Source organism: Gammaproteobacteria bacterium (genome assembly GCA_015709615.1).
GTDB lineage: Bacteria > Pseudomonadota > Gammaproteobacteria > Burkholderiales > Nitrosomonadaceae > Nitrosomonas.
The window spans coordinates 1,213,464-1,232,406 of the sequence record CP054179.1; the positions used below are offsets into that span (position 1 = coordinate 1,213,464).

General features: G+C 51.6%; 14 protein-coding genes. 10 read left to right on the forward strand and 4 right to left on the reverse strand.

The annotated features are described in order from the left end of the window. Positions 1-17: 17 nt before the first annotated feature. Both HRU77_05800 and HRU77_05805 read right to left on the reverse strand, forming a co-directional pair. Entirely contained in the window at positions 18-2,336 is a 2,319-nt protein-coding gene (locus HRU77_05800; protein QOJ20248.1) for an EAL domain-containing protein, read from the reverse strand. Positions 2,337-2,525: 189 nt separating this feature from the next. Then, on the reverse strand, positions 2,526-3,026 hold the full coding sequence (locus HRU77_05805; protein ID QOJ20249.1) for a PH domain-containing protein: 501 nt from the start codon (positions 3,024-3,026) through the stop codon (positions 2,526-2,528). 283 nt (positions 3,027-3,309) lie between these two features. Here HRU77_05805 and carA point away from each other — a divergent pair, with 283 nt between their 5' ends. From carA to greA, 3 genes are read left to right on the forward strand one after another with little or no spacing between them, the layout of a single operon-like run. After that, entirely contained in the window at positions 3,310-4,464 is a 1,155-nt protein-coding gene (carA, locus tag HRU77_05810; GenBank protein ID QOJ20250.1) for a glutamine-hydrolyzing carbamoyl-phosphate synthase small subunit, read from the forward strand. 27 nt (positions 4,465-4,491) lie between these two features. Next, positions 4,492-7,701 carry a carbamoyl-phosphate synthase large subunit gene (carB, locus tag HRU77_05815; protein QOJ20251.1) on the forward strand — a complete coding sequence of 1,070 codons (3,210 nt, stop codon included), beginning with the start codon at positions 4,492-4,494 and terminating at the stop codon, positions 7,699-7,701. Between the two features lie 59 nt (positions 7,702-7,760). After that, the gene (gene greA, locus HRU77_05820; protein QOJ20252.1) at positions 7,761-8,237 is read left to right on the forward strand and encodes a transcription elongation factor GreA; all 477 of its coding nucleotides are present in this window, start codon (positions 7,761-7,763) and stop codon (positions 8,235-8,237) included. Between the two features lie 15 nt (positions 8,238-8,252). On the opposite strand, the gene yhbY is transcribed toward greA, so the two are convergent. Then, on the reverse strand, positions 8,253-8,606 hold the full coding sequence (gene yhbY / locus HRU77_05825) for a ribosome assembly RNA-binding protein YhbY (GenBank protein QOJ20253.1): 354 nt from the start codon (positions 8,604-8,606) through the stop codon (positions 8,253-8,255). A 30-nt stretch (positions 8,607-8,636) separates the two neighbouring features. On the opposite strand from yhbY, the gene HRU77_05830 reads away from it, so the two are divergent. The 6 genes from HRU77_05830 (at position 8,637) to cobA (ending at position 16,463) form a co-directional block, all read left to right on the forward strand. Continuing rightward, positions 8,637-9,257, forward strand: coding sequence for an RlmE family RNA methyltransferase (locus HRU77_05830; protein QOJ20254.1), 621 nt, complete (start codon positions 8,637-8,639; stop codon positions 9,255-9,257). A 170-nt stretch (positions 9,258-9,427) separates the two neighbouring features. Continuing rightward, positions 9,428-11,350 carry an ATP-dependent metallopeptidase FtsH/Yme1/Tma family protein gene (locus HRU77_05835; GenBank protein ID QOJ20255.1) on the forward strand — a complete coding sequence of 641 codons (1,923 nt, stop codon included), beginning with the start codon at positions 9,428-9,430 and terminating at the stop codon, positions 11,348-11,350. A gap of 34 nt (positions 11,351-11,384) precedes the next feature. Beyond that, positions 11,385-12,296: a dihydropteroate synthase gene (gene folP, locus HRU77_05840; GenBank protein ID QOJ20256.1), complete on the forward strand. Its 912-nt coding sequence runs from the start codon at positions 11,385-11,387 to the stop codon at positions 12,294-12,296. A gap of 12 nt (positions 12,297-12,308) precedes the next feature. Further along, a complete protein-coding gene (gene glmM, locus HRU77_05845; protein QOJ20257.1) occupies positions 12,309-13,670 on the forward strand; it encodes a phosphoglucosamine mutase in 1,362 nt (453 codons plus the stop codon). Between the two features lie 181 nt (positions 13,671-13,851). Continuing rightward, positions 13,852-14,850: a PstS family phosphate ABC transporter substrate-binding protein gene (locus HRU77_05850; protein QOJ20258.1), complete on the forward strand. Its 999-nt coding sequence runs from the start codon at positions 13,852-13,854 to the stop codon at positions 14,848-14,850. A gap of 161 nt (positions 14,851-15,011) precedes the next feature. Continuing rightward, on the forward strand, positions 15,012-16,463 hold the full coding sequence (gene cobA / locus HRU77_05855) for a uroporphyrinogen-III C-methyltransferase (GenBank protein QOJ20259.1): 1,452 nt from the start codon (positions 15,012-15,014) through the stop codon (positions 16,461-16,463). Positions 16,464-16,486: 23 nt separating this feature from the next. Here the strand turns inward: cobA and nadC are convergent, their stop codons facing one another. Next, positions 16,487-17,341 carry a carboxylating nicotinate-nucleotide diphosphorylase gene (gene nadC, locus HRU77_05860; protein QOJ20260.1) on the reverse strand — a complete coding sequence of 285 codons (855 nt, stop codon included), beginning with the start codon at positions 17,339-17,341 and terminating at the stop codon, positions 16,487-16,489. Positions 17,342-17,449: 108 nt separating this feature from the next. Here nadC and HRU77_05865 point away from each other — a divergent pair, with 108 nt between their 5' ends. Further along, the gene (locus HRU77_05865; GenBank protein ID QOJ20261.1) at positions 17,450-18,937 is read left to right on the forward strand and encodes an FMN-binding glutamate synthase family protein; all 1,488 of its coding nucleotides are present in this window, start codon (positions 17,450-17,452) and stop codon (positions 18,935-18,937) included. Positions 18,938-18,943 lie beyond the last annotated feature (6 nt).

The following is an 18,943-nucleotide window of genomic DNA, read 5'->3' on the forward strand; positions in this document are numbered from 1 at the left end:
TAAAGTTTCCAATCCATTCACACCATCTCATCCATCCGGCACTGCCCGAGAATTTCCCTGTGCGTCTGACCGTTCAGCAATTCTGAAATGCTGCCAGCGGCGGCCGGTTTACTGAACAGATAGCCCTGTACGATTTCACAGTTCAGGTTTCTAAGAATTTCCAGTTGCGCGAGGGTTTCGACACCTTCGGCCACGATGCCGTAGCCCAGTTTCCGTCCCATTTCTATCATCGAGCTGACCAGCATGAGGGTTTTCGGGTCGGTCTGCATGCCGTCAACGAAATACCGGTCGATTTTCAGGTAGTCGGCTTGCAGGTGTTTCAGCGAGGCAAACGACGAATAACCGGTGCCGAAATCGTCAATGGATAACAACACGCCCAAATCTTTCAAATCCTGAAAAACGGTAAGATTGCGCGGATCGGTTTGCACGATGCCTTCCGTCACCTCGAGTTCCAACTCGGCTGGAGCGACGCCGACTTCATCCAGGATGCGCTTAACCAGCAGCACGAATCCCTTGTCCAGAAAAAGACTCGGGGAAATGTTAACCGCCATGCGCAACTGCTGAAAACCGGCTTTCTTCCAGGCGACCAATTGACTGCATGCGGTTCGCAGCACCCATTCGGTGAGCGGTTTGATCATGCCGATTCTCTCGGCGGTGGCGACAAATTCGTTGGGCGGGACTTGCCCCAATTGCGCATGATGCCAGCGGCACAGCACCTCGACACCGAGAATTTCTCCGCTAACGATATTGACCTGAGGTTGATAAACCAGCGATAACTGCTGCTTTTCGATGACTTCCCGCAGGCTCTGCTCGATCTGGAAACGGTACTCCGCTTTGTGCGTCAATTCCGCTTTATAGAAAGCATAATGATTTTTGCCATTCTCCTTGGCTGTATACAGCGAAATATCCGCCGCCTTCAATAAAGCGGAAAGATTGTCGCCATCGTCGGGATAATAGGCGATCCCGATACTGCACGCCGGCACCAGTTTGCGGAAATAAATTTCGATCGGCTGCGAGATCGCTTCAAGGCAACGTTTGGCCACATTGGCGGCGTAATCTTCTTCGACTTCTTCGATGAGAATGCAAAATTCATCCCCGCCCAGCCGCGCTATGAAATCGGTTTCGCGGCAAGTGGTTAGCAGGCGCTGCGCAATGGTCTTCAGCAGCAAGTCACCGGCATCGTGCCCAAGACTGTCGTTGACACATTTGAAGTCATCCAGATCGATGTAGAGCAGCCCGAAACGATGGCCATGCCGGTGCGACGATTTAGTGATTTCTTCCGTGTGCTGCATGAAAAAAGCGCGGCTGGCCAGCCCCGTCAACTCATCGGTATACGCCAGCGTGCGGATGCGTTTTTGCGCTTGATCGCGTTCCATGACAATTCCCGTCAGTCTGGCGCCTGCTATCAGGTCTTTTAATTCACTCTCATCGGGCAGCGCGGGGTGGTTGTAATACATGCCAAACGCGCCCAATACTTTTCCGCTGGAATCCTTGACCGGCTCTGACCAGCAACAACGCATGCCATGCGGGAGGGCGAACTGTTTGATTTTTTCCCACTTGGGATCGGTCTCGATGTTTTCCACCAGGACACGTTTCCCGGTAAACGTCGATGTTCCGCAGGAGCCGACGCTGGGTCCGTTTTCCAAGCCATGCACCGCTTCGCAATAAATTTTCGGCAGGCTCGGCGCACCGCCGTGGAGCAGCTTGTTGCCGCTCAATTCGAGCATCGAGCAGCGCATGCCGGGGTGGCGGGATTCGTACATCAGCGCTATGGCATCGTAGATCTCCGGTGCGGGACGCCCGATTGCAATCATTTCAAGGATTTCGGCCTGTTTACTGTCATGCGCTTCGGCTTTTTTGCGTTCGGTGATATCGACGTGCGTACCGACGAGACGAACCGGTTTACCGTCCGATCCGCGCGTAACCAGAATTGCGCGGGAAAGTACGAAAACTTCGTGGCCATCCTTGTGCCGCATGCGCATCTCAACCTCGAAGGAATCTTTACGGCCGTCGAAGTAATCCTGAACCTTTTCCAGCGCAACAACCTTGTCGTCCGAATTTACTAGGCTGGCCCAAGTATTCAGATTATTTTCCAGCTCGCTTTCTTTATAGCCGAGCATACTTTTCCAGCGCGGTGAATAATAGACGTCGTCCGTTTCCAGATTCCAATCCCACAACCCGTCGTTAGCTCCGCGCATCGCCAGGGAAAAGCGCTCTTCGCTGACATACAACTCATGGGTGCGTTGCTCCGTCATCCGCTTGACGGCTGCCAGTTCGGAATTTAACCGCTCGATTTCTTCCAGCAGTTGAGACTTCGTTCGATTGGCATTACCCATGTATGATCACCCCAATGATTGACCGGATTGTAAAGTCAACAATCCGGATCGGAATCATACCGCAGTGATGAATACACATAAACACGAAAAGAATCGCAATTCAGCATTTAACTATCGAAGAATGCGATTCTTTCCGTTCATGTGTCCGGCTGCATCGCATCCGGACAACCTGAGGTTTCCGCTTATCAATCAGACCAGTGGATTCTTTCGGTTTGCCTTGTTTTTTTTGGGATTGTTTTTGGAATCCTTGTCCGCGGCTTTTGTCCGGGCATTTTTGCGGTTGACGATCAATTTGTCCTTGCCCAGTTTCTGTATGAATTTTGCTTTATCAAGCGGCGAGACAATGATCGCTTTATCTTCTCCGTAGATGATTTCCAGACGGTCAAACGACAACGCCGGACTTGCCGACGCACTCTGCGTCTCCTGCACGGATACGATCGATTGAATAGGGATAGTCCAGGAAAATGGGCCACTGATGATTTTGAGATCATCGTCCGTTACGATGTACCGGGTTGAAGCATAGAGCCAAACCGGGAAGCCGGCACCCAGAATCAATATGATCGCGGCAAACACGTAATTGACCGTTCCGCCGACCATCAGTGCGACCGATGCACCCATCAGACAGGCCGAAATGGAGAGCAATAAACAAATCAGGACCCAATTATCGATTTTAGACTTGAAGACATGCATGATTTAATCTTTGTGAAATTGAACAGACAAGACCGCGCTCATTTTACCCATTCTTGATCGCCGTTAATGGCCGCTTTATAAAATCAATTTTTTGCAATCGAACCGGGATAATTCATCCAATACTCCGGTAGACGGGAATATAAGGCAATTCCGTTATGAGTAAAACCGCGCACATACAAAAATAAACCGTTTTCACGTATAATTGCGCCTTCAATAGCCGGAGCATTTTAACGATGGTTTCCGGTCCTTTTTTCCAGATCTTGTCAGTTTCCAAGGAGTTTTTGTGTCACAACGACCGCACGCCATCCTCGCACTTGCCGATGGAACAATTTTTCGTGGCGTGTCTATTGGTGTCGAAGGTATCAATACCGGCGAAGTAGCATTCAATACGGCGATGACCGGTTATCAGGAAATATTGACCGATCCGTCTTATTGCCGCCAAATCATCACGTTGACCTACCCGCATATCGGCAACACCGGTACCAATGCGGAAGATTATGAATCCGGTAATATCGAAAAAGTATACGCAGCCGGTTTAGTAATCCGCGATCTGCCGCTCATGGCGAGCAACTTTCGCAAAACGCGCACATTATCCGAGTTCCTCCAAGAGCAAAACGTTGTGGCCATTGCCGAAATCGACACGCGCAAACTGACGCGGATTTTGCGCGAAAAAGGCGCGCAAGCCGGTTGCATCATGGCGGGTGATGTGGATGAAGCGCATGCATTAAAAACCGCTCAGGCGTTTCCCGGATTAGCCGGCATGGATCTCGCCAAAGTGGTGAGCTGCCGTCAATCGTATACCTGGAGTGAAGGTGAATGGTCGCTCGAATCCGGTTTCCGGACTCAGGACAATCCCAGATTTCACGTCGCCGCTTTTGATTTCGGCATCAAACGCACGATTTTGCGCAAACTGGCGCAGCGCGGTTGCAATGTCACGGTATTCCCGGCGCAAACGCCGGCTGAAGAGATTTTAAAAATACAACCGGACGGCGTGTTTCTGTCGAATGGTCCCGGCGATCCGGAGCCGTGCGATTACGCCATTTCCGCCACGCAAGCCTTGCTGAAAAAGAATATCCCGCTGTTCGGCATCTGCCTGGGTCATCAATTGCTTGGGTTAGCCGCCGGCGCGCGTACCATCAAAATGAAATTCGGCCATCACGGCGCCAACCATCCGGTGCAGGACGTAGCCAGCGGCAAGGTGATCATTACCAGCCAGAATCACGGTTTCGCCGTCGATATCGATACGTTGCCCGCAACCGCGCGGATCACGCATGTCTCGCTTTTCGACGGGAGTCTGCAAGGATTCGAGTTAACCGATAAACCCGCCTTCTGTTTTCAGGGTCACCCCGAAGCTAGTCCCGGTCCGCACGAAGCGGATTATTTGTTCGACAAGTTTATCGCCATGATGCAGCGCCATAAAAGCCAGCACTCTCAATAATTACGCCCTATTTATCCGTTAGAAAGTATGCCTAAACGTACCGACATTCAGTCCATCCTCATCATCGGTGCCGGCCCGATCATCATCGGCCAGGCTTGCGAATTTGATTATTCCGGCGTGCAAGCCTGCAAAGCCTTGCGCGAAGAAGGCTATCGCATCATTCTGGTGAATTCGAATCCCGCCACCATCATGACTGACCCGGAAATGGCCGATGCGACGTATATCGAGCCGATCACCTGGACCATGATCGAGAAAATCATCGAAATTGAACGGCCGCAGGCGTTGCTGCCTACAATGGGCGGACAAACGGCGCTTAACTGCGCGCTCGACTTGGTCAAACATGGGGTGCTGGAAAAATACGGCGTCGAGCTCATCGGCGCTTCGCGCGAAGCCATCGACATGGCCGAAGACCGAGAAAAATTCAAGCAGGCGATGACCCGTATCGGCCTGGGTTCGGCGCGCTCAGCCGTGGCGCACAGCTTGGAGGAAGCCATGCAGGTGCAAGCCATGCTGGGTTATCCGGTCATTATCCGCCCTTCGTTTACGATGGGTGGCAGCGGTGGCGGCATTGCTTACAATCGCGAAGAGTTTCTCGACATTTGCGAACGCGGATTGAAAACCTCTCCCACCAAGGAATTACTGATCGAAGAATCCGTGATCGGCTGGAAAGAGTATGAAATGGAAGTGGTGCGGGACAAAAATGACAACTGCATCATTGTCTGCTCGATCGAAAATCTCGATCCGATGGGTGTTCACACCGGCGACTCGATCACCGTTGCACCGGCGCAAACACTCACCGACAAAGAATATCAACTGATGCGTAATGCATCGATCGCCGTGTTGCGGGAAATCGGTGTGGAAACCGGCGGTTCCAATGTGCAGTTTGCCATCAACCCGGACAACGGCCGCATGCTGGTGATCGAGATGAACCCGCGCGTGTCGCGCTCTTCCGCACTGGCTTCGAAAGCAACCGGTTTTCCCATTGCCAAAATTGCCGCCAAGCTTGCCGTCGGCTATACCCTGAACGAGTTGGGCAACGACATTACCGGCGGCATTACGCCGGCATCGTTCGAGCCGACCATTGATTACGTCGTCACCAAAGTGCCGCGCTTTGCCTTTGAAAAATTCCCGCAAACCAACGACCGCCTGACCACACAAATGAAATCGGTCGGCGAAGTCATGGCGATCGGCCGCACCTTTCAGGAATCGCTGCAAAAAGCCTTGCGCGGAATGGAAACCGGCGTTGACGGCTTGGACGAAAAAACCGATAACCTGGAAACCATTCACACCGAACTGGCCAATCCCGGCCCGGACCGGTTGTGGTACATCGCCGATGCGTTCCGCTGTCAACTGTCGCTGGAAGAAGTGCATCAATTGACGCATATCGATCCTTGGTTTCTGGCGCAAATCGAGGATTTGGTCAAACAGGAACAAGCACTGACCGGCGTCGCGCTGGAAACGCTGGATCGTCCGGCGCTGCGTAAACTGAAACGCAGCGGTTTTTCCGACCGGCGCTTGGCCAAACTGCTCAACGCCGGACAAAGCGCGGTTCGCACACACCGGCATCAGCTCAATCTACACCCGGTCTATAAACGGGTCGATACCTGTGCGGCCGAGTTTGCAACCAGCACCGCGTATATGTATTCGACGTACGAAGACGAGTGCGAATCCAATCCATCCAGCAAAAAGAAAATCATGGTGCTGGGCGGCGGCCCTAACCGCATCGGGCAAGGCATCGAATTCGACTACTGTTGCGTGCATGCAGCATTGGCGCTGCGGGAAGATGGTTTTGAAACCATCATGGTGAACTGCAACCCGGAAACGGTTTCGACCGACTACGACACATCCGATCGTTTGTATTTCGAGCCGCTGACGCTGGAAGACGTACTCGAAATCGTGGCGGTGGAAAAACCCGATGGGGTAATCGTGCAATATGGTGGGCAAACGCCGCTCAAGCTGGCGCGCGATCTGGAAGCCAATGGTGTACCGATTATCGGCACCAGTCCAGATATGATCGATTGCGCCGAGGATCGCGAGCGCTTCCAGAAAATGCTGCATCAGCTTGGCCTGAGACAACCGCCTAACCGTACCGCCCGTAATCCCGAAGCGGCTCTGATCGCCGCCGAGGAAATCGGTTACCCGCTGGTGGTGCGGCCCAGTTACGTGCTGGGCGGGCGCGCTATGGAGATCGTGCATGAGAAAGCCGATCTGGAACGTTACATGCGTGAAGCCGTCAAGGTTTCCAACGATTCCCCGGTTTTGCTGGATCATTTTCTGACCAACGCCACGGAAGTCGATGTCGACGCCATTTACGACGGGGAAACAGTGCTGATTGGCGGCATCATGGAACACATCGAACAAGCCGGCGTACATTCCGGCGACTCCGCGTGTTCGCTGCCGACTTTTAATTTGTCACTGGAAACCCTGGATGAATTACGGCGCCAAACCGCCGAAATGGCGCGTGCGCTGCATGTCGTCGGACTAATGAACGTGCAGTTCGCGATTCAGGACGATACGGTATACGTCCTCGAGGTCAATCCCCGGGCATCCCGCACGGTACCCTTCATTTCCAAGGCAACCGGTTTGCAGCTGGCCAAAATCGCAGCGCGTTGCATGACGGGTAATAGCCTGATTGCTCAGAACATTACCGAAGAAGTGATACCGGCTTATTACTCGGTCAAAGAAGCAGTCTTCCCCTTCATCAAGCTTCCCGGTGTGGATACGATACTGGGACCGGAAATGAAGTCGACCGGCGAAGTCATGGGAATGGGCACTACTTTTGCCGAAGCGTTTGTCAAATCGCAACTGGCAACCGATGTCCGCTTGCCCGCATCGGGTAAAATTTTTATCAGTGTGCGGCAATCCGACAAGCCGCATGCGGTTGAAATCGCACGCAATTTGGCCGGACTCGGCTTTACCCTTTACGCCACGCGCGGCACCGCCGCCGCCATAAACGAAGCAGGCATCGATGTCATCGTCATTAATAAGGTAGCGGAAGGCCGCCCGCACATTGTCGATATGATCAAAAACGGAGAGATCAGCCTGATTATCAATACGGTAAAAAACCAGCGCAGCGCGATAAGGGATTCTTATTCGATCCGTCATGCCGCGCTTCAGGCAAAAGTGACTTACTATACGACGTTAGCGGGCGCTCGCGCGGCCTGTGTCGGCATTACCAATAGACGCGAACTGCAAGCGTATAATTTGCAGAAACTGCATGTGCAACTCAAGGCATAAGCAATCAATTTTTCTTGGTTATTGAGAAACAGGATGAAAATGAAAGGCAAAAAATCACAATGAGTACGATTCCCTTAACGGTGGCGGGAGCCGAAGCACTACGCAAAGAATTGCACGAAATGAAAACCATCCATCGCCCCGCCGTCATCGCGGCGATTGCTGAGGCGCGTTCTCACGGCGATCTTTCCGAAAATGCGGAATACGATGCCGCCAAAGAAAAACAGGGTTTTATTGAGGGCCGCATCGCCGAACTGGAAAGCAAACTTTCCAGCGCTCAGATCATCAATCCGGCATTGATTAATGCGGACGGCGCTTGTGTTTTTGGCGCCACGGTCGAATTGGAAGATTTACAAAGTGGTGAAACCGTCACCTATCAAATCGTCGGCGACGACGAAGCCGACATCAAGAGCGGAAAAATTTCCATCAGTTCGCCGATTTCGCGCGCTCTAATCGGTAAGTACGCGGGAGATATTGCCGAAGTTCAAGCGCCTGGCGGGATACGGGAATATGAAATACTGGATGTCAAATATATCTAAAAATGCCGGTAAAACTCAGTCCTGAACACTGGGTTTGGTTCGGAACGGCTCGCGCTTCTTTTTAAGAGAAGAACGTTCGGTTTTTTTACCAGTCTCTTCAGGCTTAGGGCGATAAATAACAAAAACTTTACCGATATGCTGCACCGGCGCAGCGCTCAGCTTCTCACAGATTTCCTCGAAAAGTGCATTCCTCGTCACTCGATCATCGACTTGAACTTTAATCTTAATCAGTTCATGGCTTGCAAGCCCGCGCTCCAATTCTTCGATAACAGCTGAGGATAATCCAGACTTCCCAATCATCACAACCGGATTGAGCGCGTGCGCTCGCCCTTTCAGTTCACGCCGCTGCGCAATAGACAGTGTTAACATTAAACTCTCTTAAATATATTATTTTACTTGATGAAACGGGCTAAAACCAGTAAAGCTTGGATGAAAGAGCATGTCAACGATTTTTTCGTCAAGCAAGCCAAAAAAGAGGGCTATCGATCGCGTGCCGCGTATAAGCTGCTGGAGATAGCCGATCGGGATCGCTTATTAAAGCCAGGCATGATTGTTGTCGATTTAGGCGCTGCCCCCGGCAGCTGGTCTCAAGTCGCCAGCCAAAAAATAGGTCACAAAGGAAAAGTCATTGCGCTGGATATTCTGGAAATGGCGCCATTACCCGGTGTGGAATTTATTCAGGATGATTTTAGAGAAGAGCGCGCTTTGCTGGAATTAAGAAAGCACTTGGGGGAACATCAACCGGATCTTGTTATTTCCGACATGGCGCCCAACATGAGCGGTATTGTTGTCAGCGATCAGGCCAGAAGCATGTATTTGGCTGAATTAGCACTGGCATTCTCGATAGAGAATCTGAACTATGGCGGAAATTTCCTAGTCAAAGTTTTCCAGGGCAGGGATTTTGATTCGTTTATCCGTGACATGCGTGCCGGGTTTAGCAACGTACTGGTAAGAAAGCCGGAAGCCTCGAGAAATCGCAGTAATGAGTTATATCTGGTAGGTCTTGGAAAAAAGCAATAACGGTGATTCCTGAGAAATAAATGGATCCCCTCAGTGATTAAGATAAATGTTAAGAGTAGGATTATGGTTTGATAGCAAATTTTTATCACACGAACTGTTCTGTTCTATTTGACAAAATAGAGTTAGAATGTCCAATCAATGATTTTTAAGGTGCAAACCAAGGAGCTATCTTGAATAACTTAATTAAAAACATGGCCATTTGGCTGGTAATTGCACTTGTGTTGATGACCGTATTTAATCAATTCAGCGTACGTCAACCGGCGCAAGTACCGATGGAATATTCCCAATTCATTTCAGAATTGAATCAAGGCAGAATTGCCAAGGTTGTGATTGAAGGCCGTACCCTGAAAGGTACCAAGTCTGACGGCAGACGATTTACAACTTATGCGCCGTCCGATCCTTGGATGGTCAGCGATTTGCTCAAAGCCGGCGTCATTGTTGAAGCCAAACCGGAAGAAGAACCGTCCATGCTGATGAGCATTTTCATCTCATGGTTCCCAATGCTGTTACTGATTGCGGTATGGATTTTCTTCATGCGGCAAATGCAAGGTGGCGGGCGTAGTGGCGGCGCGTTTTCATTCGGCAAAAGCAAGGCACGTATGCTGGATAAATCGGCCAACACCGTTACTTTCAACGATGTTGCGGGTTGCGAGGAAGCCAAGGAAGAAGTGGCGGAACTGGTTGAATTCCTGCGTGACCCGTCAAAATTCCAAAAACTGGGCGGACGGATCCCACGCGGTGTTTTGATGGTCGGTAGTCCGGGCACAGGTAAAACATTGTTGGCACGTGCAATCGCAGGTGAAGCGCAAGTGCCCTTCTTCAGCATATCCGGTTCGGATTTCGTTGAAATGTTTGTCGGTGTGGGTGCCTCCCGGGTACGTGATATGTTCGAGCAAGCCAAAAAACATGCGCCGTGCATCATTTTCATCGATGAGATTGATGCGGTAGGTCGCCAACGGGGTGCCGGACTGGGTGGTGGAAACGATGAACGGGAACAAACACTCAATCAGTTGCTGGTGGAAATGGACGGCTTTGAAGGCGCCATGGGCGTAATCGTAATCGCAGCGACCAACCGTCCTGACGTATTGGATCCGGCATTGTTGCGGCCGGGCCGTTTCGATCGTCAAGTAACCGTACCGTTGCCTGATATCCGCGGACGCGAACAAATTCTGCATGTTCACATGCGGAAAGTACCTTTAGCGCCTGATGTCAAAGCAGAGATCCTGGCGCGCGGCACACCCGGTATGTCGGGTGCTGATTTGGCTAACTTGGTCAATGAAGCAGCGTTGTTTGCCGCACGCAGTAACAAGCGTTTGGTCGACATGGAAGATTTTGAGCGCGCCAAGGACAAAATCTTCATGGGCGCGGAACGCCGTTCAGTGGTCATGCCGGAACACGAACGCCGCAATACCGCTTACCATGAATCAGGTCATGCGGTAGTGGCTCAATTACTGCCAAAAACCGATCCCGTGCACAAAGTAACGATTATTCCGCGTGGCCGTGCATTAGGTGTAACGATGCAATTACCGACGGAAGACCGTTTCAGTATGGAACGTGAAGAAATTCTCCAAAGAATTTCCGTGATGTTCGGCGGCCGTATCGCGGAAGAAGTTTTCATGCATCAAATGACCACGGGCGCATCCAACGATTTTGAGCGCGCCACCGAATTGGCGCGGCAAATGGTTACCCAATGGGGGATGTCTGACAAACTTGGACCGATGGTTTATGGTGAAAATGAAGGCGAGGTTTTTCTCGGCCGTTCAGTAACCACGCATAAAAATATGAGTGAAAAAACGATGCAAACTGTTGATGCAGAAGTTCGCCGCATTGTGGATGAACAGTATGCGATTGCTCGCAAACTCATTGAAGAAAACAAAGATAAGATTGAAGCTATGACACAGGCTTTATTGGAATGGGAAACGATCGATAGCGATCAAATCAACGATATTATGGACGGCCGTCCGCCACGTCCGCCTAAACCACCGCAATCCATGTCTTCTACAAAAGCAAGTGAAGAACCTGCTGCAGCGGTAAAAACGGATGGTGGCAAAGAGCCTGCAGCACCGCAAGAAATCGCTAAAGAAGCAGATTAAACATCAATAGCTTAAGCAAACGGGATGCGATTAAATGATCGTATCCCGTTCTTATTTCTGCAACTCCTTTAACCGCATCGTGTCCTCATCGCACCAAAACCTTATTCATTCAAGCAATCGCCCATTGATCATGGCAATCATCAATGTCACACCCGATTCTTTTTCGGATGGCGGGCACTATTTTTCAACGCAACGAGCGATTGCACATGCTAAAAACTTGATCGAAGAAGGTGCCGATATTTTGGATATCGGCGGAGAATCAACGCGCCCGGGGAGTCAACAAGTCAGCATCGACGAAGAACTAAAACGCGTTATCCCCGTACTGGAAGCCCTAGCCAATACTCAAATCCCTCTATCGATCGACACTTCCAAACCTGCAGTGATGAAACACGCCATAGCTGCAGGCGCTTTCATGATCAATGACGTCAATGCATTGCGCAACCCCGGTGCATTGGAAGCTGTCGCGCAAAGCAATCATGTGCAGGTCTGTTTAATGCATATGCAAGGCACACCGCAGACCATGCAAGCAAACCCGCAGTACCACGATATCATCCAAGAAGTGAAAGACTTCCTGCAGCACCGTATCCAAGCGGCAACAGCAGCCGGTATAGCGAAAGACCGATTGGTTATCGATCCCGGCTTTGGTTTCGGCAAAACACTTCAGCACAATTTCACCTTGTTAAATCGGCTGGATCAGTTGCTCGATCTCGGTGTTCCCCTGCTCGCAGGCATATCGCGCAAATCCATGCTCGGGGCGATTACCGGAAACAGCGTGGATCGCCGCATTCATGAAAGTATCGCAGCAGCCTTGCTTGCAGTGGTCAAAGGTGCCAAAATTGTGCGTGTGCACGATGTTAAGGCAACCAAGGAAGCACTCGCCATCCACAATGCCATGAAAAACTGTACTGCACCAGAAACCAACACATCTACTTCTAATCGCAATTAAACACCGCTCAAATTGACTAAAAAATATTTTGGCACTGATGGCATCCGCGGGCGTGTCGGCAAAGAACCCATTACGCCGGATTTCATTCTGCATTTAGGCTATTCAGCCGGTAAAGTTCTCGCAGCTGCCGATTGGCATCTGATGCAAGGCAAGCGCCCGACCGTTCTGATCGGTAAGGATACCCGGGTATCGGGTTATATGCTCGAATCCGCTCTGGAAGCAGGATTATGCGCCGCCGGTGTGGATGTCATTCTATCCGGGCCGATGCCGACTCCGGCCATCGCTTACCTGATTCGCGCTCTGCGGCTGCAAGCCGGCATCGTGATCTCGGCATCGCACAATCTGTTCGAGGATAACGGCGTCAAATTCTTTTCCGCCGAAGGTAGAAAATTACCCGATGAAATAGAGCGTAAAATCGAAAGCGGTATTCATACGCCGATTGAAACCAAGCCTTCGGCGCAATTAGGAAAAGTACAGCGTATTGACGATGCTGCCGGCCGCTATATCGAATTTTGCAAAAGCACTTTCCCCTACCACCTTGACCTGCGCGGACTACGCATCGTCGTTGATTGCGCGCACGGCGCCGCCTATCATATCGCCGGTCACGTCATGCACGAATTGGGCGCGGATGTCGTCACCATTGGCGTGCAACCCAATGGACTGAATATCAACCTTGAGTGCGGCGCTACACATTGCGAGACGTTGCAGAAAGCAGTCAAACAGCATCATGCAGATTTAGGTATTGCATTGGATGGCGACGGCGACCGGCTCATGATGGTCGACAAAAAAGGCCAAATTTATGATGGCGATCAACTGATCTATATCATCGCCAAGCACCGTCTGCAGAAAAAAGCGCTGACCGGTGGCGTTGTCGGAACCTTGATGACCAATCTGGCGATCGAAGCGCAGTTCAAGAAAATGAACATTCCGTTTCTCCGTGCCAACGTTGGTGATCGCTACGTGCTGGAACTGCTGCAAGAAAAAGGATGGCAGCTCGGCGGTGAAAATTCCGGACATATCATTTGCATGGACAAACACACCACGGGCGACGGCATTATCTCCGCCCTGCAAGTACTGTACGCTTTACGCGATACGGATAAAACTCTGGCCGAGCTCATGCGCGGCGTCTCACTGTACCCGCAGCGCCTGATCAACGTAAAAACTCCCAAACCCTTTAATTTCAGCGCCAATAAAGCGATCCAAGCCGTACGCGCAGAAGCCGAAACCGATCTGAATGACAAAGGACGCGTGCTGATTCGCGCATCGGGCACGGAACCGCTGATCCGCGTTATGGTGGAAGGTGAATCGAAGCATAAAATCAACCACTGGGCCGAGCGTATCGCGGAAACTATCCAGACAGCCAGCAATTCCTGATGCAAGGAGCGTTTCACCAGCAGTTCGCTTTGCGAAGCTGCGCGAAAATTAAGACGCCTGGAGCTTGCTTAATAACAAAAAAATTATTGTCATAATCCTGTAATAATTCTGCAATAAGATAGCGCGCCGGTTGCAACAATCTAGCATGACCATTTTATTGACTCACTCGGAGAACATATCAATGTTGACCTCGTTTAACTTCAGAATATTTCTTACCACTGCGCTGCTCAGTGCGGCCGTCACCACGGGAAGCGCCCTTGCCAGTCCGATCGTAAAAATCGACGGTTCCAGTACCGTTTTTCCCATTACCGAAGCAGTCGCCGAAGACTTTCAAATCGCCAAGCGCGGTGCAGTTCGTGTCACCGTAGGCATTTCCGGCACAGGCGGCGGCTTCAAGAAATTCTGCCGCAATGAAATCGATATCGTCAATGCCTCGCGTCCCATCACGCAGCTGGAAATGGAAGCCTGCAAGGAAACAGGCGTGCAATATATTGAAATGCCGATCGCATTTGATGCTTTGACCGTCGTTGCTAATCCCAAAAATACCTGGAGCAAAACCATCACCGTCGAGGAACTGAAAAAAATCTGGGAACCGAGCGCGCAAGGTACAATCACCAATTGGAATCAAATCAACCCCGACTGGCCGGACAAAAAAATTAAACTCTACGGTCCCGGCGCTGATTCCGGCACATTCGAATACTTCACCGAAGCCGTCGTCGGCAAAGCCAAGTCAAGCCGCGGCGATTTCACCGCTTCTGAAGACGACAACGTACTGGTACAAGGCGTTGCCAGCGACATTTACGCACTGGGATTCTTCGGTTTCGCGTATTACATCGAAAATAGCAAAAAAATTAGCGCCGTTGCAATCGACAATGGCAGTGGCGGTGTGCTGCCGTCGACTGCGAGTGTGGAAAACAACAGCTACAAACCGTTATCGCGTCCGATATTTATTTACGTGAATGCCAAATCAGCAGACAAAGCGGAAGTTACGGAATTTATTAATTTCTACATGCAGAATGCCACGGAACTGGTAAAAGAAGTGAAATACTTTCCGCTCTCCAAAGAAGTTTACAATCTCAACCTCGAACACTTGAACAAGAAAAAGCTGGGTACGGTATTCAAAGGAACGGGAGCGAACATAAAACTGGAAGACATACTTAAATTAGAGTCCAGTTTGTAGAATCCGAAGGGAACCCTGAAAAGGCTGGGAATTTTTCTGACCGCTCGAGCATCAATCGAAAATAACTCAGCAAAAAGCAAGAAAGCGCTGATTAACGCACAAGCCGGTATTTGGCTTAGAATTGATCGGCGCTTTTGTTATTTTTTGGATGAAAAGTTGCTATGGATTTTCTGCCCGTTTTCCTGGATATTAAAAATAAAACTTGCTTGGTGGTTGGCGGCGGCGGAGTCGCTGCGCGTAAAGCCATGTTGCTGCTCCAAGCCGGTGCGCACGTTTCGGTGGTATCGCCGGAGCTGAATGCCACGCTGAATGAGTACCACGAGCAAGGAAAAATCAACTATCACGCGGGAATTTTTCAACCCATTCTGCTGCAAAACATGACACTCGTCATCGCCGCAACCGACGACTGCGACACCAACCGGCAGGTTTCCGCAGCCGCGCAACAGCGGCAGATTCCCGTCAATGTGGTGGATAATCCCGATCTGTGCACGTATATCATGCCGTCGATCATCGATCGTTCACCGCTGCTGATCGCCATCTCCAGCGGCGGGCAATCGCCGGTTCTCGCACGGTTACTGCGCGCGCAACTGGAAACCATGATACCGGCCGCTTACGGCCGCCTCGCCACGATGGCGGGTAAATTCCGCGAACAAGTCAAGCAACATTTCACGCACCCGGAAAAGCGGCGGATTTTCTGGGAAAAAACACTGCAAGGCCGGTTCAGCGCAATGGTGCTGGCGGGAAAAGACGCGGCTGCGCAGGATTATTTGTTGCAGTCCTTGCAACAGGAAAAAGACGAACCGCCGCGTGGTGAGGTTTATCTCGTTGGCGCTGGGCCGGGAAATCCGGATTTACTGACGTTCCGCGCCATGCGCTTGATGCAGCAAGCCGACGTAGTCGTTTATGACCGCCTGGTTTCACCCGCGATTCTGGACATGGTGCGCCGCGATGCCGAACGCATTTACGCCGGTAAGGAACGCAACCGCCATACATTGCAACAGGAATCGATCAACCAGCTGCTGGTGCGGCTGGCGCAACAAGGTAAACGTGTGCTGCGGCTGAAAGGCGGCGACCCGTTTATTTTCGGCCGCGGTGGCGAAGAAATCGAAACCCTGGCTGCATACCGCATTCCTTTTCAAGTCGTGCCCGGCATTACCGCCGCATCGGGCGTCGCCGCTTACGCCGGTATTCCGTTGACGCACCGTGATTACGCGCAATCGTGCATGTTTGTCACCGGCCACCTGAAAAATAACAGCATCGATCTCGATTGGCCGCATCTTGCACGTCCCAATCAGACCATCGTCATCTACATGGGATTGCTTGGTCTGCCCGTGCTATGCCAGCAATTGATCGCGCACGGATTGCCAGACAGCACACCTGCCGCCATCATTCAGCAAGGCACCACGCAAAAACAAAGAATTGTGACCGGCACCCTGCAAACATTGCCCAGTCTGGCGGAAGCCGCCCATTTGACCCCGCCGACCCTGATCATCGTCGGACAAGTCGTCAAACTACATCAAAACCTCGCTTGGTTCGAACCGGCTTCGGATGCGGAAAACACGCAAGCACACTTACTGGCATTGGATCAATCCGGCAAACCTTCACCCGAATAACAATCCCGCCCGCCTTGGCTGTTTTATTCCAGTTCGACAAAGCGCATCGACAAATCGATGGCTTGAATATTTTTGGTCAAGCCGCCAATCGAAATCCGATCCACCCCCGTTTCCGCCACCTGCCGCACGTTATCCAAGGTAATGTTACCGGATGCCTCCAATATGACAGATTCACCCGCTTGCTTGCGAATCAACGTCAACGCTTCCGATAACTGATTCAGCGTGAAATTATCCAGCAACACCATGCGGGTGCCCGCTGCCAATGCTTCCTGCAATTCTTGCAATGATTCCACTTCGATTTGGATAAACACACCCGGCGGCGCGATTTCGCGTGCCCTGCTTAAAGCCGCTTGAATCCCTCCGGCGGCGATGATGTGGTTCTCCTTGATCAGAATCCCGTCGTATAAACCAATGCGATGATTCACCCCCCCGCCGCACGTCACCGCGTATTTCTGCGCCAGCCGCAAACCCGGCAAGGTTTTGCGGGTATCGACGATCACCGTCCCGGTTCCGGCGACAACATCGGCATACCGCTTGGTTTGGGTCGCCACGGCCGACAGCAATTGCAGAAAATTCAACGCCGAACGCTCCGCCGTCAGCAACGCACGCGCTGCACCTTTAATTTCACAAAGCTTCTGCCCTGCCCGCACCCGATCGCCATCATCCGCAAACCAATCGATAGCCGTATCGGGCGCCAGCGATGTGAAACATTGCGTGAACCATTGTTGGCCGCACAACACAGCATCTTCCCGGCTGACAACCGTTGCGCTCAGCACTTTGCCGCTGGGAATCAGCGACGCCGTCAAATCACCGCTGCCGATATCCTCTTGCAATGCGCGTTGCACATTAGCGCGAATTTCATCGTGTAAATCCTGCATTTTTATCCTTACCTGCCATGAAGCCATGCATTATAGTGCACACAAGTGGTTCACTTCCGCCAATCGAACGGCTAGTATAGCGATTGGCTTGCGATATTAGGAGAGCATATGTCCGGCGCTTTTGACTTGATCTTTTTCAGCTTGGCCGCAATGCTGGGCGTGGCCGCTGTCGGTTTGATCGCCGTCTGGTTCATCCAGGACGTTACACAAAAGAAGCATTCGATTCTGCGCAATTACCCGGTCATCGGGCGGTTGCGCTATTTTTTCGAAATTCAGGGCAAATATTTCCGGCAATATTTTTTCGCCAATGATCGCGACGAGATGCCGTTCAATCGCGCCACGCGCGGCTGGATTTACAAAAATGCCAAAAATAAGGGCAGTCTGGTTGGCTTCGGTTCCACCAATGATCTGCGCCAACCGGGCTCGATCATTTTTGTCAATGCCGCTTTTCCGATTCAGGAAGAAGATCAGTTGCCGACGCCGTCGTTGCGCATCGGCGAAGGCTACTGCGCACAGCCGTTCGAGGCGAAATCGATCATCAATATCAGCGGTATGAGTTACGGCGCCATTTCCAAGCCCGCGGTGCGGGCGTTATCGCTCGGCGCTGCGCAGGCGGGTTGCTGGATGAATACCGGCGAAGGCGGGTTAGCGCCGTATCATTTGGAAGGCGGTTGCGACTTGATCATGCAGATCGGTACCGCAAAGTACGGCATCCGCGACGAGCACGGCAATTTCTCGCCGCAGCGTGCAAAAGAACTGAGCAAAGTGGTCAAAGCCTTCGAGATCAAACTATCGCAAGGCGCGAAACCCGGCAAGGGCGGATTGCTGCCAGCCGGTAAAGTACATGAAGAAATCGCCGCGATCCGCGGTATTCCGGTGCATCAGGATTCGATCAGCCCGAATCGCCACAAGGACATCAATAACATCGACGAGCTGCTCGACAAAATCATCTATATCCGCGAACTGACCGGCCGCCCGGTCGGTATCAAAACAGCGATCGGCGGATGGAATTTCATCAATGAACTGTGCAACAGTATCAACCGCCGCGGTCTGGAATACGCACCGGACTTTTTGACTATCGACGGCGGCGAAGGCGGCAGCGGCGCGGCACCGCAGACCTTGATGGATCACGTCAGCCTGCCGATCGCGGAAGCCTTGCCGCGCGTCGTCGATTCGTTAATACAATCGGATTTAAAGAAACGCATTTTTGTCATCGCTGCCGGAAAATTGGTCACTTCGGCGGAAGGCGCTTGGGCGCTCTGCGCCGGCGCCGATTTTGTCAACACCGCACGCGGTTTTATGTTTTCGCTCGGTTGCATCCAGGCAATGCGTTGCCATCTGAATACCTGCCCGACCGGCATTACGACGCACGACGAACGGCTGCAAAACGGCTTGGTGGTGGAAGAAAAATACCTGCGAGTTGCCAACTACGCCCGGAATGTCAACAAGGAAATCAACATGATCGCCCATTCCTGCGGCTTGCGTCACGCCAGGGAATTCAAGCGCGAGCATGTGCGTATTGTTGAAACCGCGGGCAAAAGCGTAGCGCTGAATATTCTTTATCCATACCCGGAACCTTCCAGAAAAAAAACATAGATTCAC